This is a genomic window from Variovorax saccharolyticus (assembly GCF_030316765.1).
In the GTDB taxonomy this organism is placed as follows: Bacteria; Pseudomonadota; Gammaproteobacteria; order Burkholderiales; family Burkholderiaceae_C; genus Variovorax; species Variovorax saccharolyticus.
Genome location: NZ_JASZYT010000016.1, coordinates 13,194 through 29,075, shown reverse-complemented (window position 1 = coordinate 29,075; position 15,882 = coordinate 13,194). Strand labels below are relative to the sequence as shown.

Below are 15,882 nucleotides of genomic sequence, written 5' to 3'. Positions count from 1 at the left end.
CCGGGCAAGGGGAGATGCCGATTGACCCGCTGTGACAGCCCTTTAACCTGTTGTGACACTACGCGTTAACCCCGAGCATCAACAAGCAACGGAAGGTGGGTATGGAGCGAGACCGCCCCACGAGAGGCATGATCCGCAGCGCTGCGCTGACAGACTTTGCTGCGGTCGCCCGCTCGGTCGGCGTGGACCCTATTCAGATGCTGGACGCAGCGGGGCTGGACCGTTCGTGCCTCGTCGACCCCGAGATCCGTATTCCAGGCGATACCGTACGCGGCCTGATCGCCAGTACGGCACGTATTTCCGGCGTCGAGGACTTCGGGCTTCGAATGGCCGAGAACCGCTCCCTTTCAAACCTCGGTCCACTGGGGCTCGTGGTCAAGGAGGAACCTACGCTGCGCGAGGCGCTGCACGCTGTGGTTCGCTACATGCGCCTGCACAACGAATCATTGCTGTTGCGAATCGAGGAGGCAGACGGCCGCGTCACGATCCATCAGCAACTGATCACGGCCCAGCCCAACCAGATCCGCCAGTCGGTTGAACTTGGCGTTGGCGTGCTGTTTCGCATCATGCAGCTGTTCCTGGGAACGGATTGGAAGCCGCTGTACGTCTGCTTCGTTCACACCGCTCCTGCCGATTTCACCCGGCACAGGCGCCTCTTCGGGACGGTCGTTCAGTTCGATGCCGACTTCGACGGCATCGTGTGCCGCTCGGAGGATCTCGATATGCCGATCCGCGATTCCGATCCGGTCCTGGCCCAGTATGCCCGCGCATATCTCGACTCTCTCCTTGCCGCTAAGAAGGAAAACACCTTCGCCGACAAGGTGCGGGAACTGGTGGTCGTGCTGTTGCCTGCGGGCCAGTGCACCACGGCGCGTGTTGCACAGCACATGAACGTCGATCGGCGCACGCTCCACCGCCACCTGGCAGCAGAGGGCAGGCCCTTCACCTCGCTGGTCGACGAGGTGCGCAGCGAGTGGGTCATGCGGCATCTTCCCGCAGGCAACCGAGCTCTCAGCGATATTGCCGAGTTCCTCGGTTTCTCCGGGCTGAGCTCGTTCTCGAGGTGGTTCCGTACGCACTTCGGATGCTCGGTCACGCAATGGCGGGCGAACCAGCAAGCTCCCGCGGGCTGAGCCGAAGAACAGGGCGGCCGCGCCTGTCGCGAAATGGCAAAGCGGTGTCACAACATGTCAAGAGCGCGGCCCTCCAATGCCCGATGCTTGCAACTCATGGGATCCAGGAGCCGGGCCCATCGCCTGCATCGACATTCGAGGAAGCCGCCATGAATACAGAGTCGCCGAACCAATCCCCTGCCCTGTCGCACGGGGCTACACCCATCTGCGACCAGATGCGCGCCTCCGGCAACTGGAACCCGCTGTGGAACGAATTCGCGGCCATGGATCCCGTGTGGACCGAAAAATTCATGACGATGAGTGCGCATTCGAAGTCGAGCGGCAAGCTCGATGCGAAGACCATCGAGTTCATCGCGATCGCCGTCGACGCCTCGTGCACCCACCTGTATGCGCCGGGCGTTCGGCGTCACGTTCGCAGGGCCCTTCAGTTGGGAGCGACGAAGGAGGAGATCCTCTGCGTGCTGGAGTACGTCAGCGTGCTGGGCCTGCATTCCATGAGCCTCGGCGTTCCCATCCTCGCCGAAGAGATCCTGGCGGCCGCTGCGAAAGCCGGCGCCGACTGAAAACATCCATTTGGGGACCTCAATGAAGCTCGATTCATCCCGCCGGCGGTTCATACTGGCGTCTTGCGCATCAGCAGGATCGGCGCTCCTGCCGCTGGCATTGGCGCTACCCCTGGATTCCGCAGCGCAGGCGGCCCGGCCCTCTGACTGGCCAACGCGACCTGTCCGGATCGTCGTGGCGAGTTCGGCCGGCAGCATGTCCGATACCTTCGCGCGCATCATTGCCGACCATCTGACCAGGACCTTCGGGCAACCCTTCATCGTCGACAACAAGCCCGGTGGCAGCGGAGCCATCGCCAGCCTGGCCGTCGTGAAGGCGCCCAACGACGGACACACACTTCTTTTCACGAACGCTTCGTTCACGGCCGTACTGCAAGCGATCAGCCCGCCGAAGAGCTACGACCTGATGCGCGACTTGACGCCGGTGGTCCAGATCGGGGCCAGTGGGCAGTTTCTGGCCGTCGTCCCCGCGTTCCCGGCCCACAACCTGAAGGAACTGATCGCGCTGGTCCGCGCTCATCCGGACAAGCACACTTTTGGGACATTGGGCAACGGCTCGGTGGGCCACCTGGCCATGGCAGCATTGCAAAACCAGGAAGGGCTCAAGATCGGTCACGTGCCCTACAAGGCCGGCAACGAAGTCGTCCGAGACATGGTGGGCGGCGTTCTCCAGATCGGGTGGGTGGACGTCTCATCGTCGGTCGGCGCGATTCAGGCGGGGCAGATCCGTCCGATCGCGATCAGCGGCACGTTCCGCGCGCCCGCGAATCCCGAGGTGTTGACCATGACGGAGCAGGGCTATCCGTTCAAGCTGAATGGATGGACGGGCCTCTTCGCGGCAGCGGGTACTCCACCGGCAGTGATCCGCGCGATCAACTCTGAAGTCAACGCCCTTCTGCAGACGGAAGCGGTGAAGCAGCGCATGTTCCAGATGAACGTGGGCCTGGTGCCGGCGAACACGCCGGAGCAGTTTCAGCAGACCCTGCGCGACGACATCCAAGGCTGGACCCGGATCGTCGTCGCAAACGGCATCAAGCCCGAATGACATTCCTCGACGATGGAATCGACCATGAACATCAACTCATCTCCAACGCATCGCGCCTATGCCCATCGAAGCGCCTGGCATGGCGACCGCATGGCCCAGCGTGACGACTGGATCTTCATGCTGACGCCCGAGCACAACGCGGAAATACGCGCCGCGCTATTGCGCGCGAAACAGCAGGGAGCACGCATTCCAGCACTCGCCAAGCAGCATTTCGCCCTTCCGACCCTGGGAGCCAAGTTGCTCGGCATTCGCGACGAAATCGTCAACGGCATTGGCTTCGCGTTGGTGCGCGGTCTCGAGATTGACGAGTTGACGCTCGAGGACACGGCCCTGGTGTATTGGGGAATCGGCAGCTATCTTGGCGCGGGCAAGGCTCAGAACGCCCAGGGTGACATGCTTGGTCATGTCACCGATCTGGGGGTCGACTACCGAACGGACATGAACGTCCGCGGCTACCAGACGCGACTGGGGCTGCCCTTTCACAACGACGCGCAGGACGTGGTGGGCCTGCTGTGTCTTCGCCCTGCGCGCGAGGGCGGCAAGTCTCGCATCGTCAGTTCCACCGCCATTCACAACGTTGTGTTCGAGCGCAGGCCGGACCTGCTGGCCGAACTCTACCGACCCATCGCCGTAGATCGAAGGGGCGAGGCGCCAGAGGGAAAGCTCCCCTATTACCGCGGCTGCGTCTTCGAGTGGATCGGGGAGCGCCTGTTCTGCCGATACAACCGGACGTACATGGAGAGCGCGCAACGCTTTGATGGCGTACCCGCCCTCACTTCCCTACAGATTGAAGCCTTCGAGTTGATGGATGACCTATGCCGCGACCCGGCGTTGTATCTCGACATGGACTTCCAGCGGGGGGACATGCAGTTCATCTCCAACTACAGCGTCCTTCATTCCCGCACCGAGTACACCGACTGGCCCGAGCTGGACCGGCGCCGATACCTCCTGCGCCTGTGGCTGGACACCGGCCTGATTGAGCAGCTGCCCGAGTCCTATCGGGATCGCTACGAGGACATGAAGATCTGGGGAGCCAACCCCAAGCCCCCGATCTTCGATCATTCCGCGCGCAGTGCTGAGCTTGCCCACTGAAGGGCATGCGAATGAACACGACAAGTGGCGAATTCCTTGCGCAAAACTTCAGCATGGCTGGACACACCGTGCTCGTGACGGGCGCCGGCTCCGGAATCGGGCGCGCAGGCGCGCTTGCGTTGGCAATGGCCGGCGCCCGACTGATTCTGGTCGGACGCCGCGCCGAACCCTTGGACGACACCGCGCGGGCCATTCGGTCTGCAGGCGGCGATGCGGAACCGCTACCCCTCGACGTTTCGGATACCGAACGATTCGAAGCTGCCCTCGTCGCGTATTCGGTGGATGAAGCCGCTCCTACCATCCTTGTGAACAACGCAGGCGTCGGGGGCAGGGCTCCCCTCGTCGACGTGCGGGCAGATCAGTTCGATCACATCTTCGGCGTCAACGTGCGCGCCGCGACCTTGCTCGCGTCGGCCTTTGCCCGTCACCTGATCCGCCTGGAAAGGCCTGGACGCATCATCAATATCTGTTCGCTTGCAGCGCAGTCCCATCCGCATGGCCTGGGCGTTTACGGCGCCAGCAAGGCTGCGCTGGAACATCTGACCCGGACGATGGCCAGCGAGTGGGCGCACCACGGGATCAACGTCAACGCCATCAGCCCGGGCTACATCGAGACGGACATCAACCGGGCCATGTTCCAGACCCCGGCCGGCAAGGCAATGATCGACACACTGCCGCGAAAGCGCCTCGGGACGCCCGATGTTCTCAACGGCGCCCTGCTGCTACTGGCTGGGCCGGCGGGCGCTTTTATCAACGCGTCGACCTTGACGGTGGACGATGGACAAAGGTTCGGTGTCCGGTGATGGGCCTCCCTACTTGCGCTGCTCGCGGGCTCAGGCCGACGAAGCTCGACCATAGCAGCGATCGAACGAATGGCTCCAACGGGCCGAACAGCGCAACGCAATTCATCGCCCAGGTCGCAGGCGGCGCGAGATAGACCCAAGTCCGTGCTACGGTAAATCCCGCGTCTCGACCTACGCGACGCTGGACAGGCCCTGAAGTCTTCGGGGTGCCTGGCCGTTCCTCTCATTCATTGAATCCCCAATCGCCAGCCCCCTGAGGTCATCTTCAAGTCCCTCGCTGATGGCCTGATCTCCGACGAAGAACAGGGAGCCAGACAACGTCGGCAACATCATCAGCCGCTGAGAAGGCACCCCTGAAGACAAAAGGTTTTTTTCGACGGCACCGGTGCGCGCCGCCGATCCGGACGATTGGTCATGCACTGCGGTGCGGAACGAAGGGAGCTGGTGGCCGCACTGGCGGGCATGGATGCAAGAGCGGAGAGCCTTCGTGCAACCAGGCCCCAGAAAGCAAGGCTGCGTTGTCGTCAGCAGCGGTGTTGCCGAGGTTGCCCAATCAGACCTAGCCCGTTATGTCCTTGCCAAAAATGGAGCGCGCAATTACCAGTTTCTGGATTTCGTTCGTCCCTTCGTAGATCTCGGCGATCTTGCAATCGCGGTAGATCTCTTCCACTCGGTAGTGCGAACCATCAGCCGCGAGTTCGGACATGAACCCGTATCCCCCAAAGATCTGAACCCCATCGCGTGCGAACTCCGCAGCGAGGTTGGTCGCGTACCACTTCGCCATGGCCGCCTCTGGCTCCGGAAAGGCCTCACCGGAATCCATTCGCAGAGCCGCCTTCATGTAGAGGTTGCGCGCATTCTCGATCTCGGTGGCGCGCTCGGCGAGCTTGAACTGCCAGTGCTGGAACTGCGCTATGGCCTTGCCGAATGCTTGGCGCGTCTTTAGGCGCTCGACACTGTGGTCAAAGGTCGCCTGCGCCATGCCGACGCCGCTGGCCGCGATGCCGATACGGCCGTAGGTCAATGTCTGCAGTGCGATCTTCAGGCCGCCTCCCGTTGATCCGACCACGTTGTCAACCGGAACATGCACGTTGTCGAAATAGATGTCCGCCGTGAGCTGGCCGTGATTGCCCATCTTCCGGTCCGGTGCGCCGACGCGCACACCCGGCGCATCAAGATCGATCACGATCTCCGTCATGCGCCCTTCCTCGGCGCACAGCAAGACGACGAAATCGGCCACCGGCGCGTTCGTGATGAAGCGCTTGCGGCCATTGATCACATAGCCCGCGCCTTCGCGGTTCGCAAAAGTCTGCATCGTCTTGATGCTCAGGTCCGTGCTGGCGTCCGGTTCGGTGGTCGCGAAGCTGCCGATCTTCTCCCCGGCCAGCAGCGGCGCGAGGTAGCGCTGCTGCAACTCGGGTGAAGCATGCTCCAGCGCGTGGCCGGCCAGGATGCAATGAACGTCGACGACGGCAGCAACGGAGTTCGAGTGATAGGCCAGTTCCTCGATCAGCGCCGCGGTCGCGCAGGCCGGATACTTCAAGCCGCGTCCGCCCGCTTCGGCGCCGAAGGGGATGCGAAACAGCCCGGCCTCGGCCATCTTGCGGAAGAGCTCGCGAGGGAAATTTTCGACCGCTTCCGCGCGGTGCCCGATCTCCCACGCCACGGGCGCGACGTGCTCATCGGCGAAGCGGCGGACCTCTTCGCGAACCGCCTTCGTTTCCTCCGGCGTGAGCAGATCGTGATACAGCCTCGGTTGGTGGCGAAAAGGCGCCTGCTCGCGCGTCGCGATGGTGTTGTCTCTGGCATTCATGTCTCGGATTTCCTTTGGCGCTGGGCCTGACGGTTGATGTGAGATCGAGTCTAGGTTTGGTCGCATTCGAGGTACATTGGCGAAACCGACGGTTTCCGTGCGAAATACGACAAGCCATGCCGCGCGCCGCAATCCTTGCCTTTGATAGCTGCTACGCCTCCAGCCTTGGCGGGTTCGCCGACGTCCTTCAAGTAGCGAACGCGCATCTGCGCAGGCAGCAGGGTGCGTCGGCCGCGCTCTTCGAATGGCGCTTCGTCTCGCTTTCAGGCGAGGCCATCGCGGCCAGCAACGGCCTGCAATTGCAGACCCACAAGGTCGGGGCGCGCGAGCACTACGACCTCGTGTTCATCCCGAGCCTGCACTACGCGGGCCACCGAAAGTTCGACCTGTTGCTCAGGGGCCAGCCGGCCGCCTGCGCCTGGCTTGCGTCGCAGTGGCGTCGCGGCGCCTGGCTGGCGGCCAACTGCACAGGAACCTTCATCCTTGCCCAGACGGGTCTTTTGGATGACCGTGTTGCCACCACGACGTGGTGGCTGGAGCGGCAGTTCCGCACGCGCTTTCCGCGTGTCGACCTGCAGATGCGACCCGTACTCACGGAAGTCGATCGCCTGCTTTGCGCCGGCGCCTCCGCGTCCTACCTCCTTCAGGCCATTCGCGTGGTCGAACGATTTGCCGGGCCGGCGATCGCGTCGCAATGTGCAAAGAGCATGCTCATCGATGTGAGCCAGACTTCCCAGACCCCGTACCTGCCGCTGCTCGCGGACATCGCCCACACAGACGCGTTGGTTCATCGTGCCCAGCAGTGGCTGCAAAGGAACATGTCCGAGCCGGTTCGCATTGCCGAGCTCGCCGGCGAACTGGCCGTGAGCGAACGAACGCTGATTCGGCGGTTCAACGCGGTGCTCGATCAATCTCCGTTGACCTACCTTCAGCACCTGCGCATCGACTCCGCGCGTGCCCTCTTGGAAGCCAGTGATCTCGGGGTCGACCAGATCGCCCTGCAAGTGGGCTACAACGACCCAAGTTCCTTTTCACGCCTGTTTCGGGAGCGTATGGGTCTCAGTCCCGGCGCGTATCGGAATCGATTCCGGTCCTTGGATCCTGACCGCCTTGGGAGCTCGTAGTCGCACCTGGCTGCGGTCGCTCGGGTTTCTGGGACGAACGGCGGCGAGCGGAGGCGTCGCTCAGGCGTCGGGTCGTCGTGCAACGACGTTCACGCGGTGTCGCAGCCCGGCAACCTCGCCGAACTGTTGCTTGTACCACCGCGAGAAAGCACTCAACGCAGAAAACCCGAGCAACTCGGCAATCTGCGACAGCGGCCGGGTGCCTTCATCGATATAGTGCGCGGCGAGTTCGCGCCGAATGACGTTCAGAACCTCCCGGAACGCGGTGCCCTCGCGGACGAGACGCCGATGCACGGTCTGCCGGTCCACGCCAAGTTGCTGCGCCACTTGCTCGATCGAGCATTTGCCAGAGGGCAATAGCACCAGCAGGATGTTGCGCACGTTGTCGACCGTGCTCATGCGCACCGAACCGGCGGAGGCTTCCAGAACCTGCCGCGCGTAGCGCGCCATCACCGGGTCGGCCATCGGATTCGGTGCATCGAGGTCGCTTGTCGTGCAAACAAGCCCGTTGAAATCCTGTCCGAAGTAAACGCCGTAGCCAAAGAGCTGAAAGTGCAGGCTCGGATCGCGCGGGGGCGCGTGCGCGAAGCAGACCCGCAACGGGTTCCACGCTGGCCCGAGGAAGAACTTCAGGTTCCGGAACATCACCCCTACAAGCAGTTCCGTCGACTGACGCGAGGAGCCACCCTGGCCGACGAGAAACTCCTCTCGCATCACGGCGATGCCATTTTCCTCTTCAAGCTCAACGAACAACGATTCGTTGAGCACGTGGCTGTAGCGCATCATTGCTCGCACGACGCGCCGCACTGTCGGCTCCTCGCGGGCCACGAGCGCCACGGCGCCAAGGTTCGAGAGTTGACGCGTCTCGGCCATGCGCAGACCGAAATTGTCCACTCCGCTGGCACTCGCCGACGCCTCCAGCAGGTCTCGCACCGCGTGGCTCGGTATGCGCATGTCCGGATCGCGCAGGCACGTCGGACTCAATCCCGCCCTGGCCAGCTGAGCCAGCGGATCAAGTCCGACCGCACGCGCGACCTCGGCGTAGTTGGTCAGGCTGGCGCTGCGGACGAGGTTCGACATGGGGTTTACGCGAAGTGTCACATCAGGTTAAGCAGGTGTCACAGCGAGTCAATCGGCATCTCCCCCTGCTCGTAACAATTCAGTCTTCGAGCCAGCAGCGGCAGATTCAAAGCCCACTGCAGCGATAACCTCAGGAGACACGCCCCCCCATGAACCCCGATAGCGCACCTCCCTCCACGCCGACTTGCGACCGCCTGCGCGAGAGTGGCAACTGGAACCCCAACTGGGAGCCCTTTGCCGAGCTCGACCCGGCCTGGACCGAGAAGTTCATGGCGATGGGCATCACACCCATGGTCTCGGGGGCACTCGATGCAAAGACCATCGAGTTCATCTCCATCGCTGTGGACGCCTCGTGCACCCACATGTACGCGCCGGGAGTGCGCCGCCACATCCGCAAGGCGTTTGAACTGGGCGCCACCAAAGAAGAGATCACCGCCGTGCTGCAGTGCGTGAGCGTCCTGGGCATCCACACCATGAGCCTCGCCGCGCCCATCCTACTGGACGAACTAGCGTCCGCGTCGGCGCGCTGACAGGCAGCTTCCAGCACTTCATTTTCTGAACCCCAAGGACCCACATCATCTCCTTGGCTGCCTGACGAAGATCGGTTGCCGGCTCCTTCGCTGAGCACGGGCTGCCTACTTGTTTATGAAAACAGATGGAGATAAAGCAATGAAAGTTCTCGTAGCTGTCAAGCGTGTCGTTGACTACAACGTCAAGGTGCGCGTCAGGTCCGATGGTTCCGGCATCGAACTGGCGAGCGTGAAGATGAGCATGAACCCCTTCGACGAGATCGCGGTCGAAGAGGCGGTGCGCCTGAAGGAGAAGGGCGCGGCCACCGAGATCATTGCGGTCTCGTGCGGCGACGCCAAGTGCCAGGAGACGCTGCGCACGGCGATGGCCATCGGTGCCGACCGCGGCATCCTGGTGGAGACCACCGAGGAGCTGCAGCCGCTGGCCGTGGCCAAGCTGCTGAAGGCGCTGGTCGACAAGGAGCAGCCGGCGCTGGTGATCCTGGGCAAGCAGGCGATCGACGACGACGCCAACCAGACCGGCCAGATGCTGGCGGCGCTGGCGGACCTGCCGCAGGCGACCTTCGCCTCGAAGGTGGAGGTGGCGGGCGACAAGGTCAACGTGACGCGTGAAGTGGACGGCGGGCTGGAGACCATTTCTCTTTCGCTGCCAGCGGTCATCACGACCGACCTGCGCCTGAACGAGCCGCGCTACGTGACCTTGCCGAACATCATGAAGGCCAAGAAGAAGCAGCTGGACACGTTCAAGCCTGAAGACCTGGGCGTGGATGTCAAGCCGCGCCTGAAGACCTTGAAGGTGAGCGAGCCGCCGAAGCGGGGTGCTGGCATCAAGGTGCCGGACGTTGCCACCCTGGTGGACAAGCTCAAGAACGAAGCCAAGGTGATCTGAGGAACAACGACATGACCGTACTTGTTATTGCCGAACACGACCACGCCACGCTTAAGCCGGCGACCCTCAACACCGTGACCGCCGGGATCGCCTGCGCCAGCGGTGACGTCCATGTGCTGGTGGCCGGCGCCAACGCTGCCGAAGCCGGCAAGGCCGCGAGCCAGGTCGCAGGCGTCGCCAAGGTGATCGTTGCCGACAGCCCGTCCCTGGCCGAGAACCTGGCCGAGAACGTTGCGGCCCAGGTCCTCGCGATCGCGAAAAACTACAGCCACATCCTGTTCCCCTCGACCGCCAACGGCAAGAACGTGGCGCCGCGCGTGGCGGCCTTGCTCGACGTCGCCCAGATCAGCGACATCACCAAGGTCGACAGCCCCGACACCTTCGAGCGTCCGATCTACGCGGGCAATGCGATTGCGATCGTGCAGAGCAGCGATGCGATCAAGGTCGTCACCGTGCGCACCACGGGTTTCGATGCCGCAGCCGCCACCGGTGGCAGCGCCGCAGTGGAAACCATGGACGGCGTGGCCGACAGCGGCAAGTCCAGCTTCGTCGGCCGCGAAGTCACCAAGAGCGAACGCCCCGAACTGACCGCCGCCAAGATCATCGTCTCGGGCGGCCGGGCGCTGGGCAGCGCCGAGAAGTTCCAGGAAGTGATGGCGCCCCTGGCCGACAAGCTCAACGCGGGCCTGGGCGCCAGCCGCGCGGCGGTGGACGCGGGCTACGCCCCGAACGACTGGCAGGTCGGCCAGACCGGCAAGATCGTCGCCCCGCAGCTGTACATCGCCGCCGGCATCTCGGGCGCGATCCAGCATCTGGCGGGCATGAAGGACTCCAAGGTGATCGTGGCGATCAACAAGGACGAGGAAGCCCCGATCTTCAGCGTGGCCGACTACGGCCTGGTGGCTGACCTGTTTACGGTCTTGCCGGAACTGGTGAAAGCGCTGGACTGACCCGCCGTCGAATTCGAGGAAATTCCCCATGAGCTATCAAGCCCCCGTCAAGGACATGCTGTTCTGCATGACCGAACTCGCCGCCCTCGACCGGATAGCAACGCTGCCTGGCTTCGAGGAGGCTGGAATCGACACCGCGCAGGCAGTCCTCGAGGAATGCGCGCGCTTCAACGAAGGCGTAATCGCCCCACTCAACACGGAAGGCGACAAGCATCCCTCCAGTTGGAAAGATGGCGCCGTGACCACTACGCCCGGCTTCAAGGACGCCTACCGCCAGTACGCCGAGGGCGGCTGGCAGGGCCTGCAGCACCCTGCCGACCTCGGCGGCCAGGGTCTGCCCAAGACGATCGGTGCGGCCTGCATCGAAATCAGCAACAGCGCCAACCTGAGCTTCGCCCTATGTCCGCTGCTCACCGACGGTGCCATCGAGGCGCTGTTGACCGCAGGATCCGAAGAACTGCGCAAGACCTACTTGCCGCGCATGGTCTCGGGCGAATGGACTGGCACGATGAACCTGACCGAGCCGCAAGCCGGCAGCGACCTCTCGCTGGTGCGCAGCCGTGCAGAGCCGCAATCCGATGGAACCTACAAGATCTTCGGCACCAAGATCTTCATCAGCTACGGCGAACACGACATGGCCGGGAACATCGTGCACCTCGTGCTGGCACGCGTCGCCGGCGCACCCGAAGGCGTCAAGGGCATCAGCCTGTTCGTCGTGCCGAAGTTCATGGTCGGCGACGACGGAAGCCTGGGTGTCCGGAATGACGTGCACTGCGTCAGCATCGAACACAAGCTGGGCATCAAGGCAAGCCCCACCGCCGTCCTGCAGTTCGGCGATCACGGAGGCGCCGTGGGCTATCTCGTCGGACAGGAGAATCGTGGCCTGGAGTACATGTTCATCATGATGAACGCCGCGCGCTACGCGGTGGGCGTGCAGGGCATCGCAGTGGCAGAGCGCGCCTACCAGAAGGCTGTCGCATACGCGAAGGATCGCGTGCAGGGCCGACCGGTCGACGGCTCGCTGCCGGGCGCCGGCGCGATCATCCATCACCCCGACGTGCGCCGCATGCTGCTGACGATGCGCGCGCTGACCGAGGGCTGCCGCGCGATGGCACTCACCGCCGCGTCGGCATACGACACTGCGCACGCGCATCCCGACGCGCAAGTCCGCGAGCGCGCTCAGGCCTTCTACGAATTCCTGGTGCCGCTGGTCAAGGGCTACAGCACCGAAGCGAGCGTGGAAGTCGCCAGCCTCGGCGTGCAGGTGCATGGCGGCATGGGCTTCATCGAGGAGACTGGCGCGGCGCAGTACCTGCGTGATGCCAGGATCCTCACAATCTACGAAGGCACGACCGCGATCCAGGCCAACGATCTCGTGGGCCGCAAGACGGCGCGCGACGGCGGTGCCCTCGCGCAAGCCATCGCCGGGGAGATCGAGGTGACGGAGACGGCACTGGTTCGCTGCGACAGCGAGGCGGCGCATGCAGTGGCGGCCCGTCTGGCTGCAGCACGCCATGCCTTTCTCGACGTGGTCGATTTTGTCGCAATCCGCGGCAAGAGCGACCCCAATGCGGTCTACGCCGGGTCAGTGCCCTACCTGATGCTCGCCGGCAATCTCGTGGCAGGCTGGCAACTCGGCCGCGCGCTGCTGGTGGCGGAACGCAAGCGGATTGACAGCGACGATGCCGAGTTTATGCACCAGAAAATTGCGTTGGCACGCTTCTACGCAGATCATGTGCTCACACGTGTGCCAGGGCTTCGGGACAGCATCGTGGACGGCGCGCGCTCGGTCAATCACTTCGTGCCGGAAGCGTTCTGACGGGGGGCGCTGAAACTTTGCCGAAGGCCGCCATGACAACCGACGCTCCCTCAGCGCCCGCCGATTTCAAGGCCGTCCACATGATGCTATTGCTGGGGTTCATGGGTGTGCTTACATCCCTGTGGAACGACATGCTGATTCCCGTGTTGCCAGCTCTGCAGAAAGATCTGGATGCGTCCCCATCGCAAGCGCAGCAGGTGCTCTCCCTGTCCTTACTGGCCAGCGCCTTTATGGCTCTCTGGCACGGGGCGCTGTCAGATGCGTTGGGACGCCGAGTGGTGTTGCTCGCCTCGCTTGGCGTGCTCACCGTGACTTCCCTCGCTTGCTTGCTGGCAACTCGAATCGAACACTTGTGGGCGCTGCGGATCGTGCAAGGATTGGCCGCCGGCTCGGGTCTGATCCTCGGGCGCGCCATCATCCGCGATCTGTACAGTGGAGAAACCGCACAGAAGATGATCGCCCGCACCAGCTTGATCCAGACCGCTGGCCCCATTGTTCTGCCCGTGCTAGCGGGCTGGCTCACCGTACTTGGGGGGTGGCGCACTGTGTTCGCCTTTCTCGGCGCAGTCGGCGCGCTGATGCTGATCATGTATGCGCGCAAGTTGCCAGAGTCATTGCCGCCAGAGCGTCGTCAACGCCTGAATGCCCGCAACATCCTGTCCGGCTACCGTGCCGTGTTTAGTTCGGCGCAGTTCATGCGCGTGTCGCTTGCGCATGGGCTTAATTGGGTCGCCATGTTCATCTATGTGGCAGGCGCTGGGCAATTCCTCGTGACACTGCTTGGTCGTTCGGTCACGGAGATGTACCTGATATTCGGGCCGATCATGGTGGCGATGAGTCTGGGCTTTGCGACCCTGCCACGATGGCTTGAGCGCTTTCGCCTGCAGGGCGCGATGCGTGTCAGCTATGGTTTTTTCATGCTGGCCGTCGTGTTGAACCTGGGGCTGGCATGGCTGGCCCCCATGGGCCTGGCCCATTTGCTTCCCCTCGCGGTGGGATCGTATGCCATCGGCATGTCCATGCCCCTGCTCCTGGGCCATGCACTGCAGCCCATGGGCAACAACGCCGGCTTGGCCGCATCCACCCAGCTGTTCATTCAATTCGCCCTCATGGCACTGTGTTCGGGCCTGCTTGCTCCACTGCTGTGGGACTCGCTACTGCGTTTAGCGCTGGGCAATGCGGCGCTGATTGTGTCTGGAGCCATCTTGCTGCTGTGGCAAGGCCACGCCGAGCGCGAAGCCCTGAGTCAAAGTGCGACCGGCCCGGCCTAGCAGCCGGGCACGACGACTTACAAGTGGCGATCAGGGAAAAAGCAGCTCGTGGCGAGCACCGATTCGCCGGCCGCAAATCGACATCGAGTGACCGCTTTATGCGAGCGAATTCGTCGCCTCGGTTGACCGGATTGGGCCCAAAACGGTCAAAGGCGGCGGCTCAGAGCGGCCATTCACGATCTTCACCGACGTGTTCGGCCTGCCACATGGCCAGGCGGCTTTCGCGCGTGGCGACCCACCCACGACCCACCTCAGTCGCGGTAACCGGCATGGCGAGAAGCGGCTGCTTGTTGATGGCCCGTTGCCCTCTGCCCGCCACGCTCGCAGAATGCCGTGTGACAGCATTTTCGAGTGGAATGAAATGGCACCTCGGCCAAACGTCCTGGTTATCGGAGGCGGCATTGGCGGCTTGTTCGCCGCGAACGCGCTGATCGGACAGGGGCTGCGCGTTTCGGTTTACGAACAGGCGTCTGCACTGGGCGAGATCGGCGCTGGTGTGTTTGTGACACCGAACGCGGTGCGCCACCTGGAGCGTGTGGGCCTCGGGCCCGCCGTCGAAAGATGGGGTGCGCGAGTCGGTTCCGGTTCCTACTACTTTCGCCACGACGGTACGCCAATCGCCCCGGTGCAGGTGTCGGATGCCTCTGGCTGGAACGCGACCTTTGGCATGCACCGCGCCGACCTTGTCGGTTTTCTCGCTGCCAATCTGCCCGCTGGAATCGTCCACACCGGACATCGTGCTGTCGGATTCGCGCAAACCGAGGACGTTGCCCGCGTCGAATTTGCCAACGGCGCCATTGCCGAGGCCGACGTTGTAGTTGCCGCCGACGGCATACATTCCGAACTGCGCTCCCATGTTTTCCCGCCCTCCAAGCCCGTCTTTCACGGCACCATTTCGTATCGAGGTCTGGTTTCGCGCGAGCGCCTGCCGAACTGGCCGATGGACCGATGGCAAATGTGGGCCGGTCCGTCCAGGCATTTCCTGGTCTTCCCTGTTCGTCACGGAACGATGGTCAACTACGTGGGGTTTGTACCGACCGATCAGGAAATGAAGGAATCATGGTCCGCGCCCGGCGATCCAGCGGTGCTGCGTCGCGAGTTCGAAGGTTGGGACCCGCGCATCGCCGATGTGCTGCAGCAAGTCGACGAGACATTTCGCTGGGCACTCTACGACCGTGAGCCGCTGCCGACCTGGACCAAGGGCCGGTTGACGCTGCTCGGCGACGCAGCACATCCAATGCTGCCGCATCTGGGTCAGGGGGCCAACCAGTGCATCGAGGACGGCATGGCGCTCGCGACGATTCTGGGCCATGTGGACACAACGAGAGTACCGGCGTCGTTGCTTGCCTACGAGCGATTGCGCCGCAAGCGCGTGGCAGAGATTCAGCTTGGCGCCCGGCAGAATGGACTGCGTCTCGACTCGACCGACATCGATCTCAGTGCCCGTGACGCGCAGCTCGCCGCGCACGCCGAATTCCGCAAGCACCTCTATGCCTACGACGTGGTGCCGCATGCGCGCGCCGCCGCGACAGCGCTTCTGGAATAGGTCTCTTTAGGGGCCGGCGCGACCGGCTTCATCGGATCAAGCGGGTCGTCCAGGCCGCCCGCTTTAGGGCGGTTGGTCAAACTACCGCTTCTGGTCGATCTAAGCCTTTGCCGCCCGGAACTCGTACGCTGCAATCTGCTCACCGGGCGCATGACCTCGATGTGGAGAAGACAGGGTTGGGACGGGCCCTGAGCGAAAGTAGCTGGCACCGCACAGCCCGCCCG

Annotated in this window: 14 protein-coding genes; 12 read left to right on the top strand and 2 right to left on the bottom strand. The window is 63.4% G+C overall.

The window, feature by feature from the left end; genetic code table 11:
- The first annotated feature begins 128 nt into the window (after positions 1–128).
- From QTI45_RS32600 to QTI45_RS32580, 5 genes are all read left to right on the top strand, one after another.
- Complete coding sequence (locus tag QTI45_RS32600) at positions 129–1,133, top strand: AraC family transcriptional regulator (protein ID WP_286373175.1); 1,005 nt, start codon at positions 129–131, stop codon at positions 1,131–1,133.
- A 149-nt stretch (positions 1,134–1,282) separates the two neighbouring features.
- Positions 1,283–1,696 (top strand): carboxymuconolactone decarboxylase family protein, encoded by a 414-nt coding sequence (locus QTI45_RS32595; RefSeq protein WP_286373174.1) that lies wholly within the window; start codon positions 1,283–1,285, stop codon positions 1,694–1,696.
- 22 nt (positions 1,697–1,718) lie between these two features.
- Positions 1,719–2,741 carry a Bug family tripartite tricarboxylate transporter substrate binding protein gene (locus QTI45_RS32590; protein WP_286373173.1) on the top strand — a complete coding sequence of 341 codons (1,023 nt, stop codon included), beginning with the start codon at positions 1,719–1,721 and terminating at the stop codon, positions 2,739–2,741.
- Between the two features lie 24 nt (positions 2,742–2,765).
- Positions 2,766–3,833, top strand: coding sequence for a TauD/TfdA family dioxygenase (locus QTI45_RS32585; protein WP_286373172.1), 1,068 nt, complete (start codon positions 2,766–2,768; stop codon positions 3,831–3,833).
- Between the two features lie 11 nt (positions 3,834–3,844).
- Positions 3,845–4,636 carry an SDR family NAD(P)-dependent oxidoreductase gene (locus QTI45_RS32580; protein ID WP_286373171.1) on the top strand — a complete coding sequence of 264 codons (792 nt, stop codon included), beginning with the start codon at positions 3,845–3,847 and terminating at the stop codon, positions 4,634–4,636.
- 559 nt (positions 4,637–5,195) lie between these two features.
- On the opposite strand, the gene QTI45_RS32575 is transcribed toward QTI45_RS32580, so the two are convergent.
- Entirely contained in the window at positions 5,196–6,449 is a 1,254-nt protein-coding gene (locus QTI45_RS32575; RefSeq protein ID WP_286657308.1) for an acyl-CoA dehydrogenase family protein, read from the bottom strand.
- 116 nt (positions 6,450–6,565) lie between these two features.
- Here QTI45_RS32575 and QTI45_RS32570 point away from each other — a divergent pair, with 116 nt between their 5' ends.
- The gene (locus tag QTI45_RS32570; RefSeq protein ID WP_286373169.1) at positions 6,566–7,573 is read left to right on the top strand and encodes a GlxA family transcriptional regulator; all 1,008 of its coding nucleotides are present in this window, start codon (positions 6,566–6,568) and stop codon (positions 7,571–7,573) included.
- A gap of 60 nt (positions 7,574–7,633) precedes the next feature.
- Here QTI45_RS32570 and QTI45_RS32565 read toward each other — a convergent pair whose 3' ends face one another.
- The gene (locus tag QTI45_RS32565) at positions 7,634–8,653 is read right to left on the bottom strand and encodes an AraC family transcriptional regulator (RefSeq protein ID WP_286373168.1); all 1,020 of its coding nucleotides are present in this window, start codon (positions 8,651–8,653) and stop codon (positions 7,634–7,636) included.
- 149 nt (positions 8,654–8,802) lie between these two features.
- Between QTI45_RS32565 and QTI45_RS32560 the strand changes: the two genes are divergently transcribed.
- The 6 genes from QTI45_RS32560 to QTI45_RS32535 all read left to right on the top strand — a co-directional run bounded on the left by QTI45_RS32560 (position 8,803) and on the right by QTI45_RS32535 (position 15,658).
- Complete coding sequence (locus QTI45_RS32560; RefSeq protein ID WP_286373167.1) at positions 8,803–9,183, top strand: carboxymuconolactone decarboxylase family protein; 381 nt, start codon at positions 8,803–8,805, stop codon at positions 9,181–9,183.
- Between the two features lie 139 nt (positions 9,184–9,322).
- A complete protein-coding gene (locus QTI45_RS32555) occupies positions 9,323–10,072 on the top strand; it encodes an electron transfer flavoprotein subunit beta/FixA family protein (RefSeq protein WP_286373166.1) in 750 nt (249 codons plus the stop codon).
- 11 nt (positions 10,073–10,083) lie between these two features.
- A complete protein-coding gene (locus tag QTI45_RS32550) occupies positions 10,084–11,022 on the top strand; it encodes an electron transfer flavoprotein subunit alpha/FixB family protein (protein ID WP_286373165.1) in 939 nt (312 codons plus the stop codon).
- A gap of 28 nt (positions 11,023–11,050) precedes the next feature.
- Positions 11,051–12,841: an acyl-CoA dehydrogenase gene (locus tag QTI45_RS32545; protein ID WP_286373164.1), complete on the top strand. Its 1,791-nt coding sequence runs from the start codon at positions 11,051–11,053 to the stop codon at positions 12,839–12,841.
- A gap of 32 nt (positions 12,842–12,873) precedes the next feature.
- A complete protein-coding gene (locus QTI45_RS32540; RefSeq protein ID WP_286657307.1) occupies positions 12,874–14,112 on the top strand; it encodes a multidrug effflux MFS transporter in 1,239 nt (412 codons plus the stop codon).
- A gap of 328 nt (positions 14,113–14,440) precedes the next feature.
- Positions 14,441–15,658, top strand: coding sequence for an FAD-dependent monooxygenase (locus QTI45_RS32535; protein ID WP_353621367.1), 1,218 nt, complete (start codon positions 14,441–14,443; stop codon positions 15,656–15,658).
- Positions 15,659–15,882 lie beyond the last annotated feature (224 nt).

What these genes read in the sequence shown, in the direction of transcription:
- QTI45_RS32575 (WP_286657308.1), bottom strand. Translation starts at nt 6,449, where the DNA reads ATGAATGCCAGAGACAACACCATCGCGACGCGCGAGCAGGCGCCTTTT.
- QTI45_RS32580 (WP_286373171.1), top strand. Translation starts at nt 3,845, where the DNA reads ATGAACACGACAAGTGGCGAATTCCTTGCGCAAAACTTCAGCATGGCT.
- QTI45_RS32545 (WP_286373164.1), top strand. Translation starts at nt 11,051, where the DNA reads ATGAGCTATCAAGCCCCCGTCAAGGACATGCTGTTCTGCATGACCGAA.
- QTI45_RS32600 (WP_286373175.1), top strand. Translation starts at nt 129, where the DNA reads ATGATCCGCAGCGCTGCGCTGACAGACTTTGCTGCGGTCGCCCGCTCG.
- QTI45_RS32570 (WP_286373169.1), top strand. Translation starts at nt 6,566, where the DNA reads ATGCCGCGCGCCGCAATCCTTGCCTTTGATAGCTGCTACGCCTCCAGC.
- QTI45_RS32540 (WP_286657307.1), top strand. Translation starts at nt 12,874, where the DNA reads ATGACAACCGACGCTCCCTCAGCGCCCGCCGATTTCAAGGCCGTCCAC.
- QTI45_RS32560 (WP_286373167.1), top strand. Translation starts at nt 8,803, where the DNA reads ATGAACCCCGATAGCGCACCTCCCTCCACGCCGACTTGCGACCGCCTG.
- QTI45_RS32550 (WP_286373165.1), top strand. Translation starts at nt 10,084, where the DNA reads ATGACCGTACTTGTTATTGCCGAACACGACCACGCCACGCTTAAGCCG.
- QTI45_RS32535 (WP_353621367.1), top strand. Translation starts at nt 14,441, where the DNA reads ATGCCGTGTGACAGCATTTTCGAGTGGAATGAAATGGCACCTCGGCCA.
- QTI45_RS32565 (WP_286373168.1), bottom strand. Translation starts at nt 8,653, where the DNA reads ATGTCGAACCTCGTCCGCAGCGCCAGCCTGACCAACTACGCCGAGGTC.
- QTI45_RS32590 (WP_286373173.1), top strand. Translation starts at nt 1,719, where the DNA reads ATGAAGCTCGATTCATCCCGCCGGCGGTTCATACTGGCGTCTTGCGCA.
- QTI45_RS32555 (WP_286373166.1), top strand. Translation starts at nt 9,323, where the DNA reads ATGAAAGTTCTCGTAGCTGTCAAGCGTGTCGTTGACTACAACGTCAAG.
- QTI45_RS32595 (WP_286373174.1), top strand. Translation starts at nt 1,283, where the DNA reads ATGAATACAGAGTCGCCGAACCAATCCCCTGCCCTGTCGCACGGGGCT.
- QTI45_RS32585 (WP_286373172.1), top strand. Translation starts at nt 2,766, where the DNA reads ATGAACATCAACTCATCTCCAACGCATCGCGCCTATGCCCATCGAAGC.